General features: G+C 39.5%; 19 protein-coding genes. 9 read left to right on the top strand and 10 right to left on the bottom strand.

Annotated elements, in window-relative coordinates:
• From AC3WV0_RS06470 to AC3WV0_RS06490, 5 genes are all read left to right on the top strand, one after another.
• On the top strand, positions 1–339 hold the full coding sequence (locus tag AC3WV0_RS06470; RefSeq protein WP_488844994.1) for a c-type cytochrome: 339 nt from the start codon (positions 1–3) through the stop codon (positions 337–339).
• 11 nt (positions 340–350) lie between these two features.
• The gene (locus tag AC3WV0_RS06475; RefSeq protein ID WP_488844996.1) at positions 351–896 is read left to right on the top strand and encodes a YceI family protein; all 546 of its coding nucleotides are present in this window, start codon (positions 351–353) and stop codon (positions 894–896) included.
• Positions 893–1,420 carry an ankyrin repeat domain-containing protein gene (locus AC3WV0_RS06480; protein WP_488844998.1) on the top strand — a complete coding sequence of 176 codons (528 nt, stop codon included), beginning with the start codon at positions 893–895 and terminating at the stop codon, positions 1,418–1,420. Before AC3WV0_RS06475 ends, AC3WV0_RS06480 begins: the two co-directional genes overlap by 4 nt.
• A gap of 3 nt (positions 1,421–1,423) precedes the next feature.
• Positions 1,424–2,173, top strand: coding sequence for a T9SS type A sorting domain-containing protein (locus AC3WV0_RS06485; RefSeq protein WP_488845000.1), 750 nt, complete (start codon positions 1,424–1,426; stop codon positions 2,171–2,173).
• A gap of 120 nt (positions 2,174–2,293) precedes the next feature.
• Positions 2,294–3,568 (top strand): alkaline phosphatase family protein, encoded by a 1,275-nt coding sequence (locus tag AC3WV0_RS06490; RefSeq protein ID WP_488845002.1) that lies wholly within the window; start codon positions 2,294–2,296, stop codon positions 3,566–3,568.
• A 1,304-nt stretch (positions 3,569–4,872) separates the two neighbouring features.
• Here the strand turns inward: AC3WV0_RS06490 and AC3WV0_RS06495 are convergent.
• The 3 genes from AC3WV0_RS06495 to AC3WV0_RS06505 form a co-directional block, all read right to left on the bottom strand.
• Positions 4,873–5,604, bottom strand: coding sequence for a DNA-binding domain-containing protein (locus tag AC3WV0_RS06495; RefSeq protein WP_488845004.1), 732 nt, complete (start codon positions 5,602–5,604; stop codon positions 4,873–4,875).
• A gap of 21 nt (positions 5,605–5,625) precedes the next feature.
• A complete protein-coding gene (locus tag AC3WV0_RS06500) occupies positions 5,626–6,576 on the bottom strand; it encodes a C-type lectin domain-containing protein (RefSeq protein WP_488845006.1) in 951 nt (316 codons plus the stop codon).
• A 636-nt stretch (positions 6,577–7,212) separates the two neighbouring features.
• Positions 7,213–7,791 carry a hypothetical protein gene (locus AC3WV0_RS06505; protein ID WP_488845008.1) on the bottom strand — a complete coding sequence of 193 codons (579 nt, stop codon included), beginning with the start codon at positions 7,789–7,791 and terminating at the stop codon, positions 7,213–7,215.
• Positions 7,792–8,344: 553 nt separating this feature from the next.
• Here AC3WV0_RS06505 and AC3WV0_RS06510 point away from each other — a divergent pair.
• The gene (locus AC3WV0_RS06510; protein WP_488845010.1) at positions 8,345–9,673 is read left to right on the top strand and encodes a carboxylesterase family protein; all 1,329 of its coding nucleotides are present in this window, start codon (positions 8,345–8,347) and stop codon (positions 9,671–9,673) included.
• Positions 9,674–9,881: 208 nt separating this feature from the next.
• On the opposite strand, the gene AC3WV0_RS06515 is transcribed toward AC3WV0_RS06510, so the two are convergent.
• From AC3WV0_RS06515 to lpxK, 5 genes are all read right to left on the bottom strand, one after another.
• Positions 9,882–11,354: an alpha-amylase gene (locus AC3WV0_RS06515; RefSeq protein WP_488845012.1), complete on the bottom strand. Its 1,473-nt coding sequence runs from the start codon at positions 11,352–11,354 to the stop codon at positions 9,882–9,884.
• Positions 11,355–11,400: 46 nt separating this feature from the next.
• A complete protein-coding gene (gene dinB, locus AC3WV0_RS06520; RefSeq protein WP_488845014.1) occupies positions 11,401–12,498 on the bottom strand; it encodes a DNA polymerase IV in 1,098 nt (365 codons plus the stop codon).
• Between the two features lie 99 nt (positions 12,499–12,597).
• Positions 12,598–13,113, bottom strand: a complete 516-nt coding sequence (locus tag AC3WV0_RS06525; protein WP_488845016.1) for a TlpA family protein disulfide reductase — start codon at positions 13,111–13,113, stop codon at positions 12,598–12,600.
• Between the two features lie 79 nt (positions 13,114–13,192).
• The gene (locus AC3WV0_RS06530) at positions 13,193–14,017 is read right to left on the bottom strand and encodes a purine-nucleoside phosphorylase (RefSeq protein ID WP_488845019.1); all 825 of its coding nucleotides are present in this window, start codon (positions 14,015–14,017) and stop codon (positions 13,193–13,195) included.
• The gene (lpxK, locus tag AC3WV0_RS06535; RefSeq protein ID WP_488845021.1) at positions 14,001–15,026 is read right to left on the bottom strand and encodes a tetraacyldisaccharide 4'-kinase; all 1,026 of its coding nucleotides are present in this window, start codon (positions 15,024–15,026) and stop codon (positions 14,001–14,003) included. The genes AC3WV0_RS06530 and lpxK overlap by 17 nt, the downstream gene beginning before the upstream one ends.
• 129 nt (positions 15,027–15,155) lie before the next feature.
• On the opposite strand from lpxK, the gene truA reads away from it, so the two are divergent.
• The 3 genes from truA to AC3WV0_RS06550 all read left to right on the top strand — a co-directional run bounded on the left by truA (position 15,156) and on the right by AC3WV0_RS06550 (position 18,542).
• Complete coding sequence (truA, locus tag AC3WV0_RS06540; RefSeq protein ID WP_488845362.1) at positions 15,156–15,890, top strand: tRNA pseudouridine(38-40) synthase TruA; 735 nt, start codon at positions 15,156–15,158, stop codon at positions 15,888–15,890.
• A 352-nt stretch (positions 15,891–16,242) separates the two neighbouring features.
• Positions 16,243–18,003, top strand: a complete 1,761-nt coding sequence (locus AC3WV0_RS06545; protein WP_488845023.1) for an ABC transporter ATP-binding protein — start codon at positions 16,243–16,245, stop codon at positions 18,001–18,003.
• A 326-nt stretch (positions 18,004–18,329) separates the two neighbouring features.
• Positions 18,330–18,542, top strand: a complete 213-nt coding sequence (locus tag AC3WV0_RS06550; protein WP_072883545.1) for a hypothetical protein — start codon at positions 18,330–18,332, stop codon at positions 18,540–18,542.
• Between the two features lie 45 nt (positions 18,543–18,587).
• Here the strand turns inward: AC3WV0_RS06550 and AC3WV0_RS06555 are convergent, their stop codons facing one another.
• The gene (locus tag AC3WV0_RS06555; RefSeq protein ID WP_488845026.1) at positions 18,588–19,880 is read right to left on the bottom strand and encodes an MFS transporter; all 1,293 of its coding nucleotides are present in this window, start codon (positions 19,878–19,880) and stop codon (positions 18,588–18,590) included.
• 105 nt (positions 19,881–19,985) lie between these two features.
• Positions 19,986–20,741 carry a DUF3575 domain-containing protein gene (locus AC3WV0_RS06560; protein WP_488845027.1) on the bottom strand — a complete coding sequence of 252 codons (756 nt, stop codon included), beginning with the start codon at positions 20,739–20,741 and terminating at the stop codon, positions 19,986–19,988.
• Positions 20,742–20,914 lie beyond the last annotated feature (173 nt).

The following is a 20,914-nucleotide window of genomic DNA, read 5'->3' on the forward strand; positions in this document are numbered from 1 at the left end:
ATGAAAAAGTTTATCTATATCATTTCATCAGCAGTCGTACTAGTGGCCTGTGACAGCAGAACCTATGAAGAGATTTCCGACAATACACCTATTGCAGAAAAAGTAACCTACAATAAGGATGTCAAAGCCATTATTGATGCCAATTGTGTAAGCTGTCACTCTCCGGGAGCACAGGCGCTGACCAATTATAATCAGGTGAAAAATAACATCGACAATATCATAGACCGAATCAGCAGACCTACCGGAGATCCTTTGAAAATGCCGCAGGGCGGAAGCTTATCACCTACACAAATTAATATAATCACCAAATGGAAAGCCGACGGACTTACCGAAAACTAAATAGTATTTATATGAAAAAACTTCTTGTATTAATTGTTTTAATGATTTCCGGCAATTTTATCTTTGCCCAGAAATACATGTCAAAGACAGGAAAAGTCACGTTTGAAGCTTCAGTACCGCTTTTCGAGGATGTCTTTGCGCAGGATGACAACAATGTTGTGGTTCTCAATGCAGACACAGGTGATATTGCGTCTGTTTCAGTCGTTAAAAACTTTCATTTTAAAACCAAACTGATGGAAGAGCATTTTAATGAAAGCTATGCAGAAACTGCCAAATATCCGAAGACTACCTTTAGCGGTAAGATCGTAAATTTTGATAAGTCAAAGCTTACGTCATCGCCACAGAAATATACTGTTCAGGGGACTCTGAATTTTCATGGGGTGGCAAAAGCATATACATCTGCTGCGACAATCTATGCTAAAGACGGAAAAATATATATGACCGGAGGATTCGCAGTAAAGGCTGCAGACCATAAAGTGACCATCCCTAAAATGGTGATGAAAAAAGTTGCCGAAACGGTGAATGTTGAATACAATTATGTGCTGGTAAAACAATGAGAAAATTAATCGTAATACTAAGTGTGTTTCTTGGGTTTACCCTTACACTGGCTCAGGAGCAGGCAAAATCGATTTTTGATATTGCCCGTACAGGAACGGTGGCGGAAGTAAAAGACCTGATGAAGAAAGATCCCAACATCATCAACCAAACCAATGAAAGCGGCTTCTCTCCTCTGATTCTCGCTTGCTACAGAGGAAACGTGGAAGTAGCAAAGTTTTTGGCCGACAATGTAAAAGATATCAACTACAAAAGTAGGGAAGGAACAGCATTATCAGGGCTTGCCTTCAGATACAACAAAGAGCTTGTGGAGTATCTTCTGAAGAAAAATGCGAATCCTAATATTGCAGATGCTACAGGAGTTACTCCTTTATTTTGGGCCGTGAAGTCAGGGAATAAAGAGCTGACAGAATTGCTGCTTAAATATAAAGCCGACAAAACCATAAAAGATGCGCAGGGAATGACTCCTTTTGAGTATGCCCTTCAAACCAATAATAAAGAAATAATTAATCTCTTAAAAAATTAGCGAATGAAAAAAGTTCTACTTACTTTATCAATGGCTCTGGCAACAGCTGCACAAGCTCAGTTCTCTTCGGGAATAGTAAGCCTTGGGTCAACAGGAATGACGGTAAAGTTGGCGACGTCACCAACTCAGGTTACCATTACATTAACGGGACCAGACACTAAGTATCTTGGAATAGGATTCGGAAATGTAGGAATGGCAGCCGGTGCAGACGGATTTGTGTATAACTCAGCTTCCACCACCAATACTGGTTTAGATTACACTTTTGGGGGAATTGGAAGTATTTCAGCAGATCCTGCTCAAAACTGGACCATGACTTCTAACACAACGGCGGGAGGAATCAGAACCGTAGTGGCTACAAGAACATTAAGCGGCGGTACGGGCGATTTTGCCATTGCCAATGCTTCAGGAAATATAAATATATTTTATGCCCTGGGCCCGGACCTCACTCTTCAGTATCATCAGTCGAGAGGGTACGCGACATTAACAATGGGAGCGGTGCTGGCTACCGGAGAAGTCGCAGCCGAAAGCAAAAAGGTTATTTTATATCCTAATCCTGCTAAAGAAACCGTAAGCTTCAAGAATGCCGACAAAATTAAATCGGTAGATATTTTTGAAACCACAGGAAGAAAGATCAGGACGGTAAAAATGGATGGTAAGGAAATTAATGTTTCCGATCTGAAATCCGGAAATTATTACCTGGAAGTTAGCCTGAAAGACGGATCAACCGCTTTTGAACAACTAATTAAAGAATAACGAAAGGCCACTGAAAAGTGGCTTTTTTATGATCATATACTGTTGCTTTAATGTTTTTTTAACCTGCCAGATTTTTTTAGCATTATCCCATAAGTTACCTTTGCATAAATTTTTAAACACATGAAGAAAGGATTACAAATTGTTGTATTGATATTCTCAATGATGCTTTTCGGCCAGAAGGGAAATGCAGATACTGCACAGGTGGTTATTCCAAACAGGTACAACAGTATCGAGGCACAGACAAAACCTTACATAATCATGATTTCGGCGGATGGTTTTCGTTATGATTACGCAAAGAAATATAATGCGGAAAACCTTCTTAAATATTCCCGGCAGGGTATTCAGGCAAAAGCCATGATCCCAAGCTATCCCAGTATTACTTTTCCCAATCACTGGACGTTAATTACCGGACTTTATCCGGCACATCATGGCCTGATCGATAATTATTTTTACGATTACAGGAAGAAAGAAGCGTATGCCATGAGTGACAGGACCAATGCAGAAGATGGCAGTTGGTATGGGGGTGTTCCGCTCTGGGGACTTGCTGAAAAGCAGGGAATTCTCTCAGCATCCTTAATGTGGGTAGGCTCGGCGAGCAATGCCGGTGGTGCAAGACCAACCTATTACTATCCTTACCACGAGAAGTTTACACCGGCAGAAAAAGTAGATAAAGTTATAAACTGGCTTAAACTTCCTATGGATAAAAGGCCACATTTTATTTCTTTATATTTCCCGGAAGTTGATGCAAGCGGACACCATTTCGGGCCTGATTCCAAAGAAACAGAAGATGCTGTTCATATGGTAGACCAGGCAATAGGTGAGTTGGCACAACGGGTAAATGAATTAGGATTGAAAAATGTAAGCTTTATCTTCGTTTCAGATCACGGAATGATAAAAGTAGATGGTGGAAATCCTCTCGAAATTCCTTCCTTACTTTTAAATAAAGATAAATTTGATTATTATAATTCTCAAACTTTACTAAGAGTTTATGTTAAAAATCCTGCTGAGGTTAAAGCTGTCTATAAAGAATTGAAAGCAGGGAAAACAGATGATTATGAAGTATATCTTGATAAAAAATTACCCAGATACCTCCATTTTGCCACAAGGGACGACCGGTACGGCAGGATAGGGCAGATCCTTCTTATTCCCAAAGCACCCAAAATATTTCTTGAAAAAGGAAAGAAAACATCCATTGGAAAACATGGCTATAATCCCGCCATTGTCCCGGAAATGAAATCAACATTCTTCGCCTGGGGGCCTGCCTTTAAGAATAATATGACTATTAATGAATTTGAAAATGTAAATGTATATCCGGTGGTAGCCCACATACTTGGTTTAAAGATAGATCAGCCCATTGACGGAAAATTGAAAGTACTAAAAGAAACATTAAAATAGGAATCCCAGAGTCCCGAAGGGACGACCTAAATCAGGACAGGATAAAATCCTGTCAGAAAAGATGATAACAACAATAATTTGAATAGTTTCGGCGAGCCAAAGGCTCGCCGAAACTATTCCCTTTAAACTTTCAGTACACCCACTCTCAAACCCTCCTACTCAAAGTTGGCTGAGCGGAGCCGAAGCCACCAATCCCGGAATCTTTCTTAAACCACCCCGTCAAAAATTCTTTCGAATTTTCGCCACCCCTCCGGAGGAGTGAAATTTTCCCTACTGTTTTCTAACGCTGAACTTTGTAGTTACCATGACGATGGAAATGATGACATCCGTTCAATGGTGGCTGAGGGTCTCGAAGCCACCAGTCCTAACCGAAAGGAACGTTCATACTCTAAAACACTCCAACCCTCACACACTGCCACACACTTTGTCATTGACTACGTCGAATCTGTGATTTCCGTAGAAATCTCGGCATAGCTGGTAATAGTAGCATGGAAAGATTCGTGCTTAGATCCTTTCAGGATGACAAAGCGAACGTGGTGGCATCTGTTCAATGGTGGCAGAGGTTCTCGAAGCCACCAGTCCTTCAATTCAAATCCTCCCATCAACGGTGGCTGAGCGGAGCCGAAGCCACCCCTCCGGAGGAGTGGAATTTTCCCTACTGTTTTCTAACGTTGAACTTTGTAGTTACCATGACGATGGAAATGATGACATCCGTTCAATGGCGGCAGAGGTTCTCGAAGCCACCAGTCCTTCGAGTGTAATGCGGGCCTTCGACTCCGCTCAGGCGCCGCCAGTCAACAACTTTTATATCGCTCCGTAAAATTCCATATACCCTAACCGAAAGGAAGGCTTATACTCTCATACTCTCAATCCCTCACACACTACCACACACTTTTGTCATTGACTACGTCGAATCTGTGATTTCCGTAGGAATCTCGGCATCGTTGGTAGTATTGGATGGAAAGATTCATCCTTAGATCCTTTCAGGATGACAAAGCGAACGTGGTGACATCTGTTCAATGGTGGCAGAGGTTCTCGAAGCCACCAGTCCTTCAATTCAAGCCCTTCCATTCAACGGTGGCTGAGCAGAGCCGAAGCCAAAACTCCGGCCGGGAAATTCCCTAAGCCGGAGTACCATTATACTAAAAAAAATTACCCTGTTAAAGGTTTTCGGTTTTCGAGAGGTGTTCTCATCACCCGATGAGAACACCTTATCTCGCCCGAGATAACCTTCTTATCACGCCCGATGAGAGCATCTCTCATCGGGTGACATGATCGTCTCTTTAAAAATAAGTGCTGTAAGCTTATGCCACCGTCAGTACTTTATCGAGAGTAGCCGTTCTTGGATCTTTTAATGAAGCTCCGCTGCTGTATTGCGTTACCACTTCCAGATTATAAGTGCCTGCTGCTAATGCCGGAATTACCACAATAATCTCCGAAGGATTGTTGGTGACAATATCACTTTGCTCTACTTTGGTTCTGCCTTGTGTTGCAGTGTCTACAAAATAGATCCCTACCGAAGCATCATCACCAGCGACTTTGATCTTGCTGCCCACGATCTTCAGGTTTCTGCCCGGAGTCAAAAGATCATTTACCGAACCACTCTTCACATCGGTTACCTGTAAGATCACGGCAGAAGCTTCTGCTACGCCCAGGATCTCGACTTCAATATTTGGGATTTCTGTCCTCAGCTTTTCTCCCTGATTAAACTGGAAGATAATGCTGTGCTTGTCTTTATTAAATGTCTCCGATGGCCTGTCGAATACCCCACGGATGGTGGTGCTTGCGGTAAAATACCCGGTGTTGACTGAAAAGCCGTCACAAAGCTGATACGCCATTTCTTTCAGGAAGAGCTCGGTCGCATGTTCCATTGCCGAAGCGGAAACATCTGCGCCACCACGGCTGGCGGCGGCTTCACAGATCTGCTTTACAGAAAGGGAACGCTCGCTTGCCGTACGGGCAATGAAGTCATTGGGGTTGTCTTTGGTTAACGTGTTATCATAGAGATACGCTTTGATTTTGTGTAATATTGACATTCTACTTTTATTTTTTAATTACTATTGCTGAAATTCTACTATAAAACCCCAAGTGGCACCCTGCACTGTATTGTTTGCTGCTACGTCAACCCATGGATGAGTACTTGTATATCCGTTATAAACTTTTGTGGAACCGAAATTTTTAGCTGATGCACAAATGAACCCTTCACCACTACCGAAATTATTAGGCTCTCCTCCATTAAACCAATTAGCCTTTCTTACAGCAACAGTTCCTCCTGCTGAATAATCATGATTGGGCAATTCCCCTGTAATCCACTTTACTTCAGGGTCTGGTGTCATAGCAGAACCTGCAGACCATGAAAACTTTGTCATTCCAATCCAGGCTCCATTGGTGTTGAATATAGTATAAGCCGTCAATAAATTGGTTTCTACATATTGCCATTCTGCATCAGTAGTAAAAACAGCCAGATATCCTCCCATATTTTTAGCCGCATTATAAGCCTGATACCAGGTTACCGCTGCACTGGTAGAATAGGATGCATACGTGTGCCCGCCAAAACTTCCTGTTCCTTGTCGGGTGGCGGTAGCCGAACCTACTGTTAAAGTGGCCGGTGCATCTACGGAAGCTGTTGCTGTAGTGCTGGGTATATAGCCTAAGATGTTGGGGTCTGCAATCGTGGTATAGCTTATGGAGCTTCCTGAGCTGTTTATCTTTTTCCATTTGATTCCGTTAAAATAATAGAACCCGGGTTCGGTGATTTCTGCGGTGACGGTATTGGGAGCGGCGGGAGCAGCAGTAGCATATACCAGAGTTCCTATTTGGTTGGTACCATAAGGAGCGCTCTGTATATCGGTCCCACTCAATTTAGGAATAAGAAGTCCTTCAGGCTTTGTACCCGGTGCTTTTGCTTTAATTTCAAGAGTGGCATTGGGACTTGTTGTATTGATCCCCACTTGTGCTAATGCAGTCATGCTGAAAAGTATTGCTGCGGTTGTAAATAAATGTTTCATTGTTTTGTATTTATATTGTTGTTATATTTTTAATTGTGAACACGAAGCCCACAAAGATTTTTTATTGTGATACGTTTTTTAAGTTTTCACAAAGGCGTTGCACTTATAAGAGAGCACAAAGCCAGCTATTGTAAAGACTCACTATAAATTTTTAAAACCCCATCTTACCCCTCCGATTGTCATCCCGTAGGGATCTAAGCCCGAATCTTTCCATGCTACTATTACCAGCTATGCCGAGATGCCTGCGGAAATCACAGATTAGGCGTAGTCAATGACAAAGAGTTGTAAATGCCGGTGACTGAGTCTCGAAGTCACATTCTCTGCACTTATAAGAGCTTGTGGAATTTATCGTCACTTCGAGTAGATTTTGAAAAAATCATATCGAGAAGTTTGTGAGTTTGAGGATGAATTTCATTCTCGATACATTTTTTCTTCACCTTGTTACAAAAAAACACTCGAATTGACGAAACACGAATGATGCTGATGGTTGAACACTAATTTCACGATTGTTATCTGAAGTTCTTTGCTGAGATCCTAGGGGATGACAAACGGAGCGGATAATGAATGAAAATCTTTAATTTTCAAAACTTCTGTGTTCTTTTGTTTTCAAAGTTTTAACCTTACTTCTTAGGTGACTTATGTGTTAAAAAATGGGTCATATGATTGTAGCCCGGGCGGTGGCCTACTGAAATGAATTGTTATAATTTTAAGTATATTTTGATGTTCAACATTTAGGTATTGAAGATTCTGTTGAGATATCAAGATTTTTCGGAAAGCTCTAACGGCGGAGCTTACCATTTTATGATGCTTCTTTGACTGAGAAAAATTCCCTAATACCGCTACTGACAGAGGATTGTCTGCATATACGATATGATGTGCACTCTTAGGATTGATAAAGCAAATCTGATCTGTTTTGTTATGATTCTTATTGACAGATGATACATTTGTGCTGAAGAAAGCTTTATATTTTATTTTATATTTCGGTTTTAAAGAGTTTAACTGTTTTTGTGATAAACCATCTTCAATATAAATATCAACCTGTGATTCTGAATACAGATAAGATCCTTCGGAAATAAAAATGACAGAATCTAAATGAGAAAAAGGAGTCTGGGAAGAGATGAAAACGATAATTAAAAACACCAGAAAATACAGCATTCTCACGCTAAAACGCAGGAAGAGAGGGAACTGAGGAAAGGGCATCATTTGTTTTTTCATTGTGTTTAAAAAAGTAGTCTCACCTGGACTACTATTAAAGACAAAGCTTTAAGAATCAATATAAATTGCTTTTTTTAGGCTAAAAACAGGTGCGGTTTCTCTCCCCCTGAAATGCCCAGTTTTTAAGGGGATTTTAGGGTTTTAAATTAATTAACAGATTAAAAAACAACAGATTATTATTTGGAAGTAATGATAATTTGTTTACATTTGTCACAGAAAAAGTAGTCCAGGTGAGACTACTTTTTATGACCTGATTTAAATAAAAAAAGCTCTCCGAAGAGCTTAATTAATAATATATCTGGCAGTTTACAAAGACTGCATATCGATTACAAAACGGTATTTCACATCGATTTTTATAACCACAATCTCTTCCTGTTCGTCTGAAACATGATCGGCGCCTGCTCTTGGTGTATTGCACATATAATCAATATTTCGCAGGATTATTGAGACTGAACAGGAGTCACCGTCTGTATATAAAGCGTTGAATTAGCCGGCATATTGTTTTAAAAAAGATTAATCATTACTTTTAAGGTGAAATATAATCTATTCCTGAATGACAACAATGCAAGAGAAAGGAATTCACACCTTTTATACTTCTTTCGGAAAAATTTCAGCAGTAAAGGAAAACGGTGTTATCAGAGCCAAAAGCATTCGGTATGCCCGTTCCGAACGATTTAAAAAGCCAGAACCAGTAGATTATGCTGATGCACACGAAATTCCTGATAAAACCCCGGTATGTCCGCAGAATGTAAGTCCGTTGCTCGACAGGCTGATTCAGAAGACTGATGTTGATGCATTTCAGCCGGATGAATCAACACAGTTTCTTACCATTACACGTCCTGAACATTTTAATGATGATGAAAAGCTCCCGGTAATTGTCTGGATTCACGGAGGCTCGTATGAGATTGGATGTGGTGACCTGCCTACTTCCGATCCTTCCGTCTGGGTAAAAGAGCAGAACATCATTGTTGTTTCGGTTTCATACCGTTTAGGGCTTTTCGGATTTCTGGGAGGTGATGAAGACAGACCCGCCAATCTGGGATTGTATGATATCATGGCCGCTCTGGAATGGATTAAGAAATATATACGTGATTTTGGAGGGGATCCTGAAAATGTTACCCTCTTCGGACAATCATCCGGTGGCGATGCGATTGCTCATCTTATGATCTCGGAAGGAGTGGAAGGCTTGTTTCAACGAGCAATTATTCACAGTGCTCCATTAGGTTTCCGGCTCAGAAGACAAAATATGTCCCTTGAGTTTTTCAGGAAGACCGGTATTTTAAAAGATGAATCTGATCCTTTGAAGATGGTCGAAGGTTATGTTAAATTTTTACCTTCATTCAGAAAATACGGTCTGAAAACTTCAATGCCTTTTTGTACACAGTATGGTTTTCCTCCACTAGGCAGGGAAGAAGAAAGCCTTGAAAACTGGAAAGATAATGCACATAAATATGATGTTTTGATTGGCTCCAATCAGGATGAAACGGCTTTCTATGTCAAAACAGCACAGGAGGGAATCTACACGTATCTGCCTCATAAAATTCTCAATACCATCGTAAGAAAAACCACCGAATCGATTTATGAAAAACCGGCTAAGATCTTTGCGGAGAATTATGCCGCTGGTGGTGGGAATATTTATCAGTTCAGTATTCAGTCAACGCTAAAGAACAATTATATCGGGGCTTCGCATTGTGTCGATCTTCCCCTGATCTTTGAAAATAAAGAAGCCTGGAAATCGGCAGAATTACTGAAAGATGTTCCATGGGAATACATTCAGGAAAACGGAAGAAAGCTTCGCGCGCTTTGGGCAGAATTTGCCAGGACCGGAGCCATCTCTGAAAACTCTGAAAGACCGGAAATCCTGAAGCTGCGAAAAGTTTAGCGCCTGTTTCGATTTTACTTGATAATTTTTAACATTAAGAAATTTAGCTTATTAAGCTTAAATAAGAAATCAATGAATTGATTTAAATTAAGTTAATTTAGCAATTACACTTTAATTATTAATGTGAAAATATTATACAAGCTCTTAGATGTAATTTAAACACAAATGACACTGTTCCTAAAATCAATGTCATTTGTATTTAAAAATATTATTCTTCAAGCCAGACACTCACATTTCCGGCCGGCACAGGAAAATTACCCCATCCATTTTCATCAATCGTTACTTTATCTTCAAATCTTCCGAGGGCATCATAAAAAGTTTTTCCGATATAGCGCTCGCCCATTTCCATAGGTTTTTCATAAGCGTCCTTATTGCTCAGAACGACTGCACATCCGGAATGTTCGTCATCTCCTTCACGAACCCATCCCAGACAATTGGCATCTTCAAAATAATCCCGCTGCTCACCGTACGCATGGTCTTTTCTTGCTTTAATCAGTTCTTCGATACCGCTTACCTTATCCAGAAATATTTCCTGGTCATTGCCTTCTTTATCTTTATCTACATAATGAGCACCATATAAATCAGGATAAAACACACAGGGATATCCGTCTTTCCGAAGCAGGATCAATGCATAGGCAATAGGCTTAAACCAGTTTTCTACCGGCGCTTCCAGATCCTGTAGAGGCTGTGTATCATGATTGTCAACCAAACTTACCGAATGAAGAGGATCAGCCTGTGTAAGGGTTTCATCAAAAATTCTGCGTAAATCATACGAACCGCCTTCATTCGAGGCATTGTGAAAATTATTCTGTAAAGAGCTGTCAAAAAGACTCATGCATCCTTCCGTAACATCAATATATTTTTGAAGTAGGTTAAGATATCCCGGGGCCCAGTATTCACCAACCGCAAAAATATTCTTCCCAGAATTAGAACGAAGTAAAGTGAGCCATTCTTTATAAAAATCAAATGAAATATGTTTCAGGGCATCCAGCCTTACACCATCGAAGTCCGTTTCATCAAAATACCATTTTGCCCAGTTGTTCAGTTCCTCTCTTACGAAGGGATTTCGATGTTCCACATCATTATACATAAGATAATCGTAGTTTCCTTTTTCATCATCGATCATTTCTTCCCAGTCAGTTCCGTATTCATTTTTAATTTTAAAGATATGGGAATCCATGCCTTCAGCGTAATCTACACCACTGAAACAGGTGTAGTTCCATATAAAATCCGAATACTTTTTTCCTCTGCCCGGAAAAGTAAACTTGGTGTAAGATTGTATTTCTATCTCATCGGAAATAATTTTGTCTCTGTTTTCTTCATCGACTTTCAGAGCTTTGAAGGTTTCAAGCTCGTCTCCACCTCCTTTGTGGCCAAGAACAATATCTACAATTACTTTTATATTATGTTCTTTTAAAGCTTTGATGGCTTTTACATAATCTTCTTTTGTTCCGTATTTTGTGGGAATGGTTCCTTTCTGGTCAAACTCTCCAAGATCATAAAGATCATAGGCGTCGTAACCAATAGAGTGGCCGCCGGTAGCACCCTTGTATGCAGGGGGGAACCATACTGATGTAATTCCCAGGTCGGCCAGATATTTTGCGTTTTTTTCTGCTTCTTTCCATAGTTTTCCGTCTCCTTCAGAATACCAGTGGAAAAATTGAATCATCGTTTCATTCATAAAATTGTACAATTTGGTTACTACAATTTAATGAAAATTTTCGAGATTATTGATCTTCAAATTCTTTGAACGGAATTTTTAGTTGAACGGATACCAGTTTTTTCTCTTCCGTATTGAGCTGCGAAAGTGATAATCCCAGCAAGCGTACAGGTTTGTCAAATGGACGGAGCTCCCAAAGCTGTTTTCCCGTATTGAAATATTGCTCCACAGAAGAAAAGTATTCTTCCCGGGTGATGCTGCGTGTAAAAAGGGAAAAGTCTTTATATTTAATTTTAAGGGTGAGCGTTCTGCCGAGAATATTATTTTTCTGAAGACGGTTCTGAAGTTCTTCACTGAGGCTCTGAAGTTTTTCGTTGATTTGCTGTTCATCGAAAAGGTCCTCAAAGAAGGTTCTTTCTACGGCAACACTTTTCTGGATACGGTGGGGTTTTACTTCTGAATGATGAATTCCCCGGACAACATTATAATAATATGCTCCGGATTTTCCGAACAGCCGGGTAAGATCCTCAATCGATCTTTTCTTTAAATCTTTTCCTTTATAAATCCCTAAACTAAACATTTTGTTAGCCGTAACTTTCCCTACTCCGTAAAATTTTTCTACAGGTAATTCTTCCAGAAAGCTTTCGACTTTATCGGGATGAATCGTCTTCTGTCCGTTCGGCTTATTGATATCTGATGCTACTTTAGCCAAAAACTTATTGATGGATATCCCTGCAGAGGCCGTTAACCCAGTTTGTTCAAAGATCTTCTGACGGATTTCCTTGGCGATTTGATTGGCAGATTCTATATTCTTTTTATTTTCGGTGACGTCAAGATAGGCTTCATCGAGAGACAATGGTTCTACCAGGTCAGTGTATTCGTAAAAGATTTCCCGTATTTTTCTTGAAATTTCTTTATACCGCTGAAACCTTGGCGATACAAAGATAAGGTGAGGACATTTCTCTTTGGCTGTTTTACTGGGCATCGCAGAACGTACCCCGAATTTTCTTGCTTCATAGCTTGCTGCTGCAACAACGCCACGATGTTCTCCTCCAACCGCAATCGCCTTGCCTTTCAGTGCCGGATTATCATGCTGTTCCACAGAAGCATAGAATGCATCCATATCGACATGAATAATTTTGCGAAGGGGAAAAGAAGAATCCATACCGCAAAGATATGGATTCCTGTTATAGTGTACATTGAGAATTAAAGGTTGAGGCTAAGGTTGAGATGAAGATTAAAAACCTCAACCACAATCTCAACCTCATTTTAAAAGTTTATCAATAGTTGCCTGTATTTCCGGGTCTTCCGGAGAGATAGCGTAATATTTGGCAATGGCAGATTTCTGATCAATGACCATATATCTCGGGATCCAGTTGAGGTCAATGTAATTATTGAAATCATTTTTCCAGCCGGAAGCAAACCAGTAATTTTCTTTATCCTTCATCTCAAATCTTTCCAGGCTTTTATCAAAACCTTCTTTGGAACGGTCTAATGAAAGGAAAACAAAATCAATATTTTTATTGTTGTCTTCCAGTTCTTTGGCTTTGGGAAGTGCTTTTAAGCAGTCTCTGCACCAGCCGGCCCAAAAATCAAGTACCAGAACTTTACCTTTATGCTGATCCAGGATTTGTTGTATAGTGACGGTTTTACCTTCTTCGTCTTCTACCTTCTGAATGAGTGCTTCTTTAGAAAAATTGGTTTTGAGAACTTTGGGAGTCTGCTGTGAACAGCTTAACCCGAAAATTCCGATCATGAATAATAACAAAAGCTTCTTCATTTTAAAATCATTTCTGCAAATCTAAACAATGAAAAGCAATTAGAAAGTTATCACCGGGAATTTGCACTATTGAAAAATTCTATAATGACTGAGGATAGTTTCTGACCAAACCTTTTACAACGGTTATCACATTCGGCATTGCCTTATTGGCAGCATTCAGAACTTCTTCATGCGAAACGGAAAAAGCGATATCCGGACCGCCGAGATCTGTAATCACAGAGATTCCGAAAACGTCCATTCCCATATGTCGGGCCACAATCACTTCAGGAACGGTACTCATGCCTACCATATCACCCCCAATGGTTTTGATCATTCCATACTCAGCGGGAGTTTCGAAAGTTGGCCCCTGTAGGGCTACATATATTCCCTGATGAATGTTGATGTTGTTTTCAGAAGCAACCTTTTCAGCCACCGAAATCATCTTTTTATTATAGGCTTCGCTCATGTCAACAAACCTTGGCCCGAAAGAATCGATATTTCTTCCTCGAAGCGGATGTTCAGGAATCATATTGATATGATCTTTAATGATGGCAATGTCTGCAATTTTATATTCAGAATTCACTCCACCCGAGGCATTGGAAAGAATAAGATTTTTTATTCCCAACATATGAAAAATCCTGATGGGAAAAACTATATTTTCAATAGAATGTCCTTCGTAATAATGAAAACGGCCGCTCATCATCAGAACTTTTTTGCCTTCCAGTATTCCATAGATCAATTTCCCGGTATGGCCGGCTACCGTTGTCTGTGGGAAATCAGGAATTTCAGCATATTGCAGGATATGAATCGCTTCTACCTCATCCTGTAATTTTCCCAATCCTGAGCCTAAAACAATCGCAAAGTCGGGAGTTTCTTTGATGATGCTCTGTATGAAATCTGCAGTTTTCTTAATTTTTTCCAACATAATCCAGAATGATTTGGTTAAATTCTTCCTTCCTGTCAATAATCACATTAATCGGCCAGTAATAAACGATATCTCTGAGATAATCGAAAGTCTTGAGACGTACGTAATCCTTTTCAGTGGTTAAGATCAGCTTGTATTCGCCCAGTTTTTTATATTCAGCGACAATATTTTTAATGTCAGCTTCCGTAAAATTATGATGATCACGGAATTTCAGATGCTTTACCCTTTGGGAAAACTTCGCAAGATGATTCAACAATGGCTTCGGATTGGCAATTCCGGTGATGAGAAGAATATCATAATAATTCAGGTTATTATCAGGAAGAATTTTTTCCTTACCATATACATTTTCATCATAGCCTATGGATGAAAAGAATACTTTTTGCCGTCCCGAAGGTCGTATCCGTGAGATATAATATTGTTTGGTTTCCTCTGTAAGTTCATCCGGGCATTTGCTTACCATAATAATATCTGCTCTTCCGGAGCCCGATCTGGATTCCCTCAAATCTCCTGCAGGAAGCAGATAATCTTTAAAATACGGATCGTTGAAATCAGTCATCATGATGGTAAATCCGGGCTTAATTGCTCTGTGTTGCATCGCATCATCCAATACCAGCACATCAAGATCCATATCGGAGATTACTTTTTTTGCACCGGGCACCCTTTCTTCCGAAACTGCAATCACAAAACGGTTTTTAAAACGTTCAAACAGCTGCATGGCTTCATCACCCACCATTTTGTAGTTGCTCTCATAATTCGTAACGGCATAGCCTTTCGTAAGCCTTCCATAGCCCCTGGAAAGTACGCCGGTTCTGTAATGTTTTGATAAAAACTGAGCAAGATACATCACCATAGGCGATTTTCCGCTTCCGCCTACGGAAAGGTTACCGACGCATATGATCGGAGTTCTGAATTTTGTCGATTTAAAAATTCCCAGATCATACATTGTGTTTCGGATACCCGTTACCATGCGATAACCTAGGGAAAAGGGATAAAGGTACCATCTTTTCATACCTTGCAAAAATAGGGAATTTCACATGGATTTAGCTTACTATGGTAGCTACTTTTAGAGATTTATTTTAAAAAATGTGTTAAAGATTATCATTTAATTAAAGTAATTTTGCAACGTTATTTTATTACAGTGAGGTATTTTATTGAATTTTCATACAACGGTAAAAATTATTTCGGCTACCAGATTCAGCCGAATGCGGTTTCTGTACAGGAAGAAATGGAAAAAGCACTTTCCACGATTTTAAGGGAAGAAATAAAGACCACCGGCGCAGGAAGAACGGATACCGGCGTGCATGCTAAGAAAATTTTCGCTCATTTTGATACTGAAAAAGTACTGGACCAGGATCTTCCCAAAAGATTAAATAGTTTTTTGCCTCCCGATATTTCTGTTAAAAGAATATTTCAGGTAAAAGATGATTTTCATGCCCGTTTCGATGCCACTTACAGAACGTATGAATATTATATTTCTTTAGAAAAAAATCCTTTCACGGAAGATTCTGCCTGGCAGCACTGGAGAAGGCCTCTTGATATCAATCCAATGAATGAAGCCTGCAAGATTCTTTTTGAATATGAAGACTTTACCAGCTTTGCCAAACTTCATACCGACAATAAAACCAATCTCTGCAAAATTTATAAAGCAGAGTGGGAGCAGAAGGGAAGTGAACTGAAATTTACTGTTTCAGCCAACCGTTTCCTGAGAAATATGGTGCGTGCTATCGTCGGAACCATGGTGGAAATAGGTGCCGGAAAATTAAAGCCTGAAGATCTCCGAACCGTTATTGAAAATAAAAACAGGAATTCTGCCGGAACTTCTGCTCCGGCACACGGACTATATCTTGTGGATGTTGGGTATGATTTTGACTGAATTTTTCTTAGGCTTCTAACATTAAGCTGTGTTTTTTAACGCAATTCCGCGAAGATGTTTTCTAAATGCGGACTGTTTTTAAAGTCTTCAAAAGAATAAAAATCGAAGATTTTTTTAAGCTATTGTAACTTTCATTTGTAATTATCAACTTTAAATAAGAGTTGAGCTCGTCTTTTGCAACTTTTGCGGTTATATAAAAGTTTAAACAGCAATAATAAATAAAACCATCTATATCATAAATAAGAGCCATCTGAAATTTTCATGAGTATTTAATAAACTTATAAAGACTGTCAAATTTTAAAGTCTTATTTTTGCATAGAATTTTAATATCATTCTTTCTTCAATTCATACAATGAAAAAACAAGATACCTGGGGGATCATCAAGAGGCTGTTCTTTATCGGAATGAAGTTCCGTTCATGGTTCATCCTTACGCTGATCATCTCCATTATACTGGCAATGGTTTCTACCTACAGGCCTTATCTTACCATGGAAGTGGTGGATAATGACATCACCAGGCTGCAGGATAAAGCTTTAATGATGAAGCATATCTACCTATTGGTAGGGCTGGTATTTGCCGAAACCGTTTTAAATTTCTTCCTGGTCTATTTTTCCAATTATATTTCACAAAATGTAATCAGAGATATCAGGCAGAGACTTTATCATAAACTTATTTATTTTAAAACATCATTTTTCGATAAAACGCCGATCGGACAGTTGGTAACCAGAGCCGTTGGAGATGTGGAAACAATAGCCACCGTGTATACGGATGGTTTCCTGATGGTTTTCGGAGATGTTCTGAGAATTGTTTTTGTATTGGTGATGATGTTCAGCACCAATGTGCATCTGAGTTACATTACCCTTGCGATCCTTCCTTTAATGGTGGTTATTACCAGGTTTTTCCAGAAAAGACTTAAAAAAGCATTTGGAGATGAAAGAAACTGGACTTCCAACCAAAACTCTTTCGTTCAGGAAAGACTGGCCGGGATGCCCATCATTCAGGTGTTCAACAGACAGGAATCGGAATTCAAAAAGTTCGATCAAATTAACATCACACTGAAAGAAGCATTGCTGAGAACGGTCTTCATCTTCTCCTTATTCTTTCCTGTAGTTGAACTGATCTCTTCGCTTTTCATCGGATTTATCCTTTTCTATGGGGGATATATCACGATCAGTGCCGGTGTTGTGATTGCATTTATTCAGTATATTTCCATGCTGATCCGTCCTTTGAGACAGATCGCGGATAGATTTAATAATATTCAGAGAGGTATTGTAGGTGCCGAAAGAGTGTTGGGATTGATGGATGAAGAAAACTCAATGCCAAATACCGGAACTGTACAGAAAGATTATTTTGACGGAAAGATTGAATTCAGAAATGTGCATTTTGCGTATGACGAAAAGCAGGAAGTTTTAAAAGGAATCGACTTTAAAGTAAATCCGGGTGAAACTGTCGCCATTGTAGGAGCTACCGGCGCGGGAAAATCAACCATTATCAGTTTAATCACAAGATTATACGATATCAATTCCGGGAATATTCTCATTGACGATGTTGACCTGAAAGATTATGAGCTGTATTGCCTGAGAAGTCATATAGGTGTCGTTTTGCAGGATGTATTCCTGTTTCATGGAAGTATTTTTGAAAACCTTTCATTTGGTGACGATACCATTACCCTTGAACAGATCAAAGCCGGTGCAAAGGAAATTGAAGTGGATGAGTTCATCGAAAGTCTTCCGGGAGGATACGATTATGTGGTGAGCGAAAGAGGATCTTCCATTTCTCTCGGGCAGAGACAGCTTTTGTCGTTCCTAAGAGCTTATCTTTCCGATCCTAAAATTTTGATTCTTGATGAAGCGACCTCGTCGATCGATCATGAAAGTGAAAAACTCATCCAAAGAGCTACAGAAAAGATTACAAAGAACAGAACTTCGATTATTATTGCTCACAGGCTTTCTACGATTGAAAAAGCAGATAAGATCATCGTCATGGAACATGGTAAGATTGTAGAAGAAGGCAAACACCTTGAGCTGCTGGATAAAAACGGATATTATGCCACTTTATACAAAGCCCAGCTGAGACATGAGGTAGAACTGGAGGAAGAGGAAAATAAAAAGTAAATTAAATAAGAATATATAAGAGGTTAAAATCATCATTGGTTTTAACCTCTTATTTTTTATGCTCTCTTATACGATTCTGAATAAAGCCAGTGTATCGGCCTTTGAGATATTGTTTAATTTTTAAGGCTAATCTTAAAACTTATTGAATTGGTATAAATTTTGTTAAAATGATTTTTATATGAACGAAGTATTGAGAAAATGTTAAGTAAATATGATATTTGTATCGAAAAATTCATTATCTTTATGCTGAATTTAAGCAAGACCCCCGAATTTTGGTAGGGTGTTTGATATAAAAATGTAATTTTAATTAAAATCCAAAAATATAGATGAAAAATATCCAAGACGAATTTCAGGTTTTTAAAGATGAATTGAGAAAGTTGAATATCGAAGTTCAGAAAGTGGTGAAAGTGGGGAACGGCAGTATGGATTTCCACGAGGTATTTTACAAATCACCGAGATACGAAGATGTAAAGAGCGTATATGTTCAGAGGCATAATCTGGATAATATTCTCCAGAAATTTAAGCAAGCCTATCATTAATACAGCCGCGGCTCAGAGAATCTGAGCCGCGGAATTTTTTATATTTTAATCCTGATCAAGGGAAGAGGTCTTCTTCGTGTCCTTCATACGAGAATAAACAATAAACGAAAAGAAGATGCAGGCAGTAATGTACCAGTAAAAGTAATGTTCCACATTTTGCTGCTTACACCATAATGCGATATATTCAGCAGTTCCTCCGAAGATGGCCACCGTTAGAGCATAGGGAAGACCGACTCCCAAAGCTCTTACTTCCGAAGGGAAAAGTTCAGCCTTTACCACAGCATTGATTGAGGTGTAGCCACTTACAATAATCAGTGCCGACATGATCAGGAAAAAAGCACCCCACATGGAAGTGGTTGTACTTAATGCATTCAGCAGGGGATATGTAAATATGGTTCCCAGAATTCCAAAGCTTAATAATAAAGGTCTCCTTCCGATACGGTCTGATAAAGCGCCGAAAACAGGCTGAAGGCAGGCAAAGATAAATAATGAAATAAAAGAGATTAATGTAGATTCTTCTTTGGTAAGATGAACGGTATTAACCAAAAACTTCTGCATATAAGTAGTATACGTATAAAACGCCAGTGTTCCGCCCAAGGTGAGCCCGATAACGGTAAGCAAGGCTTTTGGGTGCTTTAATAATTCTTTAATGGTCCCTTTTTTATTTTCGCTGACGCTTTTTTTATTTTCGAAAGCTTCGGTCTCATGAAGGTTTGATCTTAAATACAATGCAATTACGGAAAGTATGGCACCGATAATAAAAGGAATTCTCCAACCCCAGTTTTCAAGCTGGCTTTCTGTGAGTAAAAGTTTCTGTAAAATCAGCTGAATGCCTAGGGCGATCAGTTGTCCTCCGATCAGCGTCACATATTGAAAGCTGGAATAAAATCCCCGTCGGTCGGAGGTTGCCATCTCGCTGAGGTATGTTGCTGAAACACCGTATTCTCCGCCAACGCTTAGTCCCTGGAGCAATCGGGCAATCAATAACAACAAAGGTGCGAAAACACCTATTGTCTCATAGGTTGGAGTAAGTGCAATCAGTAATGATCCGAAAGACATTAATAAAACCGAAAGCGTCATTGCCTTTTTTCTTCCGATCCGGTCTGCAAGGCTTCCGAAGAGCCATCCTCCGACGGGACGCATAAGAAATCCTACCGCAAAAATTCCGGCCGTGTTGAGGAGCTGAGCCGTCATATCAGAATTTGGGAAGAAGGAGTTTGAAAAATAAATGGCAAACGCTGCGTAGGCATACCAGTCATACCATTCTACAAGATTTCCTATCGAGCCGCCCACAATTGCTTTGATTCGCTGGGCTGTGGTGATTTGAGACGTTTTCATCCCGGAAAGATATTTCTTTTTAAATAAATACAAAACATGCTTTATCAAACTTTAAGATATAAAAAAACCGTCGCAGGGACGGCTCTCATCATGTGGATTATGTTTTTAAAATCTGTATCCCAGTGACAGTCCGGTTCTGAAACCGATCCACGGGCCATCGATAATGACTCTTGCGCCATTGGTACTGGTTTCTACTGTATAATTGACGAATGGAACATCCAGATCTTCAATTTCTTTTTTCAGCTGAGCCTGCATTTCAGGAGTAAGCGGAATATCACTTGTCATGGTAAAGTCTCCTTTTCCAACCCCATAATGAGCTCCGGCAATCCAAAAGTCGAGCACGAGATTACGACTGTTGGTGAGGAAGAACTGCGCACCTACCATTACACCGCCACTATTTCCGTTAGCATTTCCAAAGCCTTTCAAAGGGATTTGATACGTTGTTCCACTGTATGTAAAGTCGTAATAAAAATCGAAAGTATTGGTCGTAATTTTTGAATAGCGGTAATAAGGCGCTACATAAAATCCCTTTCCGTAGCCAGCTCCGAGATAAAAGCGGGACTCTATGGTAAAGTTAAAAGATTTAGCTTCCAGGTTCTGAAATCTTCTTTCGTCATTGTCACTTAAGAAAGAATTGATAAAAGGAATTTTTCCTTCAGGCATTGCTCCAAAACCCATATTTACGGAGAGCCAGCGGTTGATCGCTCTTTCATAGGTGAGGTTAATGTTTCTGAACGCATACGCCGTAACGTTTGTTTTTATAATATTCATTTTTTCCGAAGGCGGCGCTGAAAGGGGAGCTTCCTGTGCTTTATATACCGAGAGCACAAAGCAAGATGTGATGAGTAGGATTTTTTTCATGATTTTATTATTTTGTGATTTGGTAATTTGGTGAAAGCAAAAAACGGGCAAAAAAGATGTCAATTGCAATTTGATAATGATAATTGTACCGGTTGATTTATGAATAATAATTAAAAAAAACACTCGTTTTATTGAGTGGTTGCTCTATATATGTTGTTCCTTTTATGAATCAC

The sequence above is a fragment of the Chryseobacterium sp. 27AL genome (genome assembly GCF_057815395.1).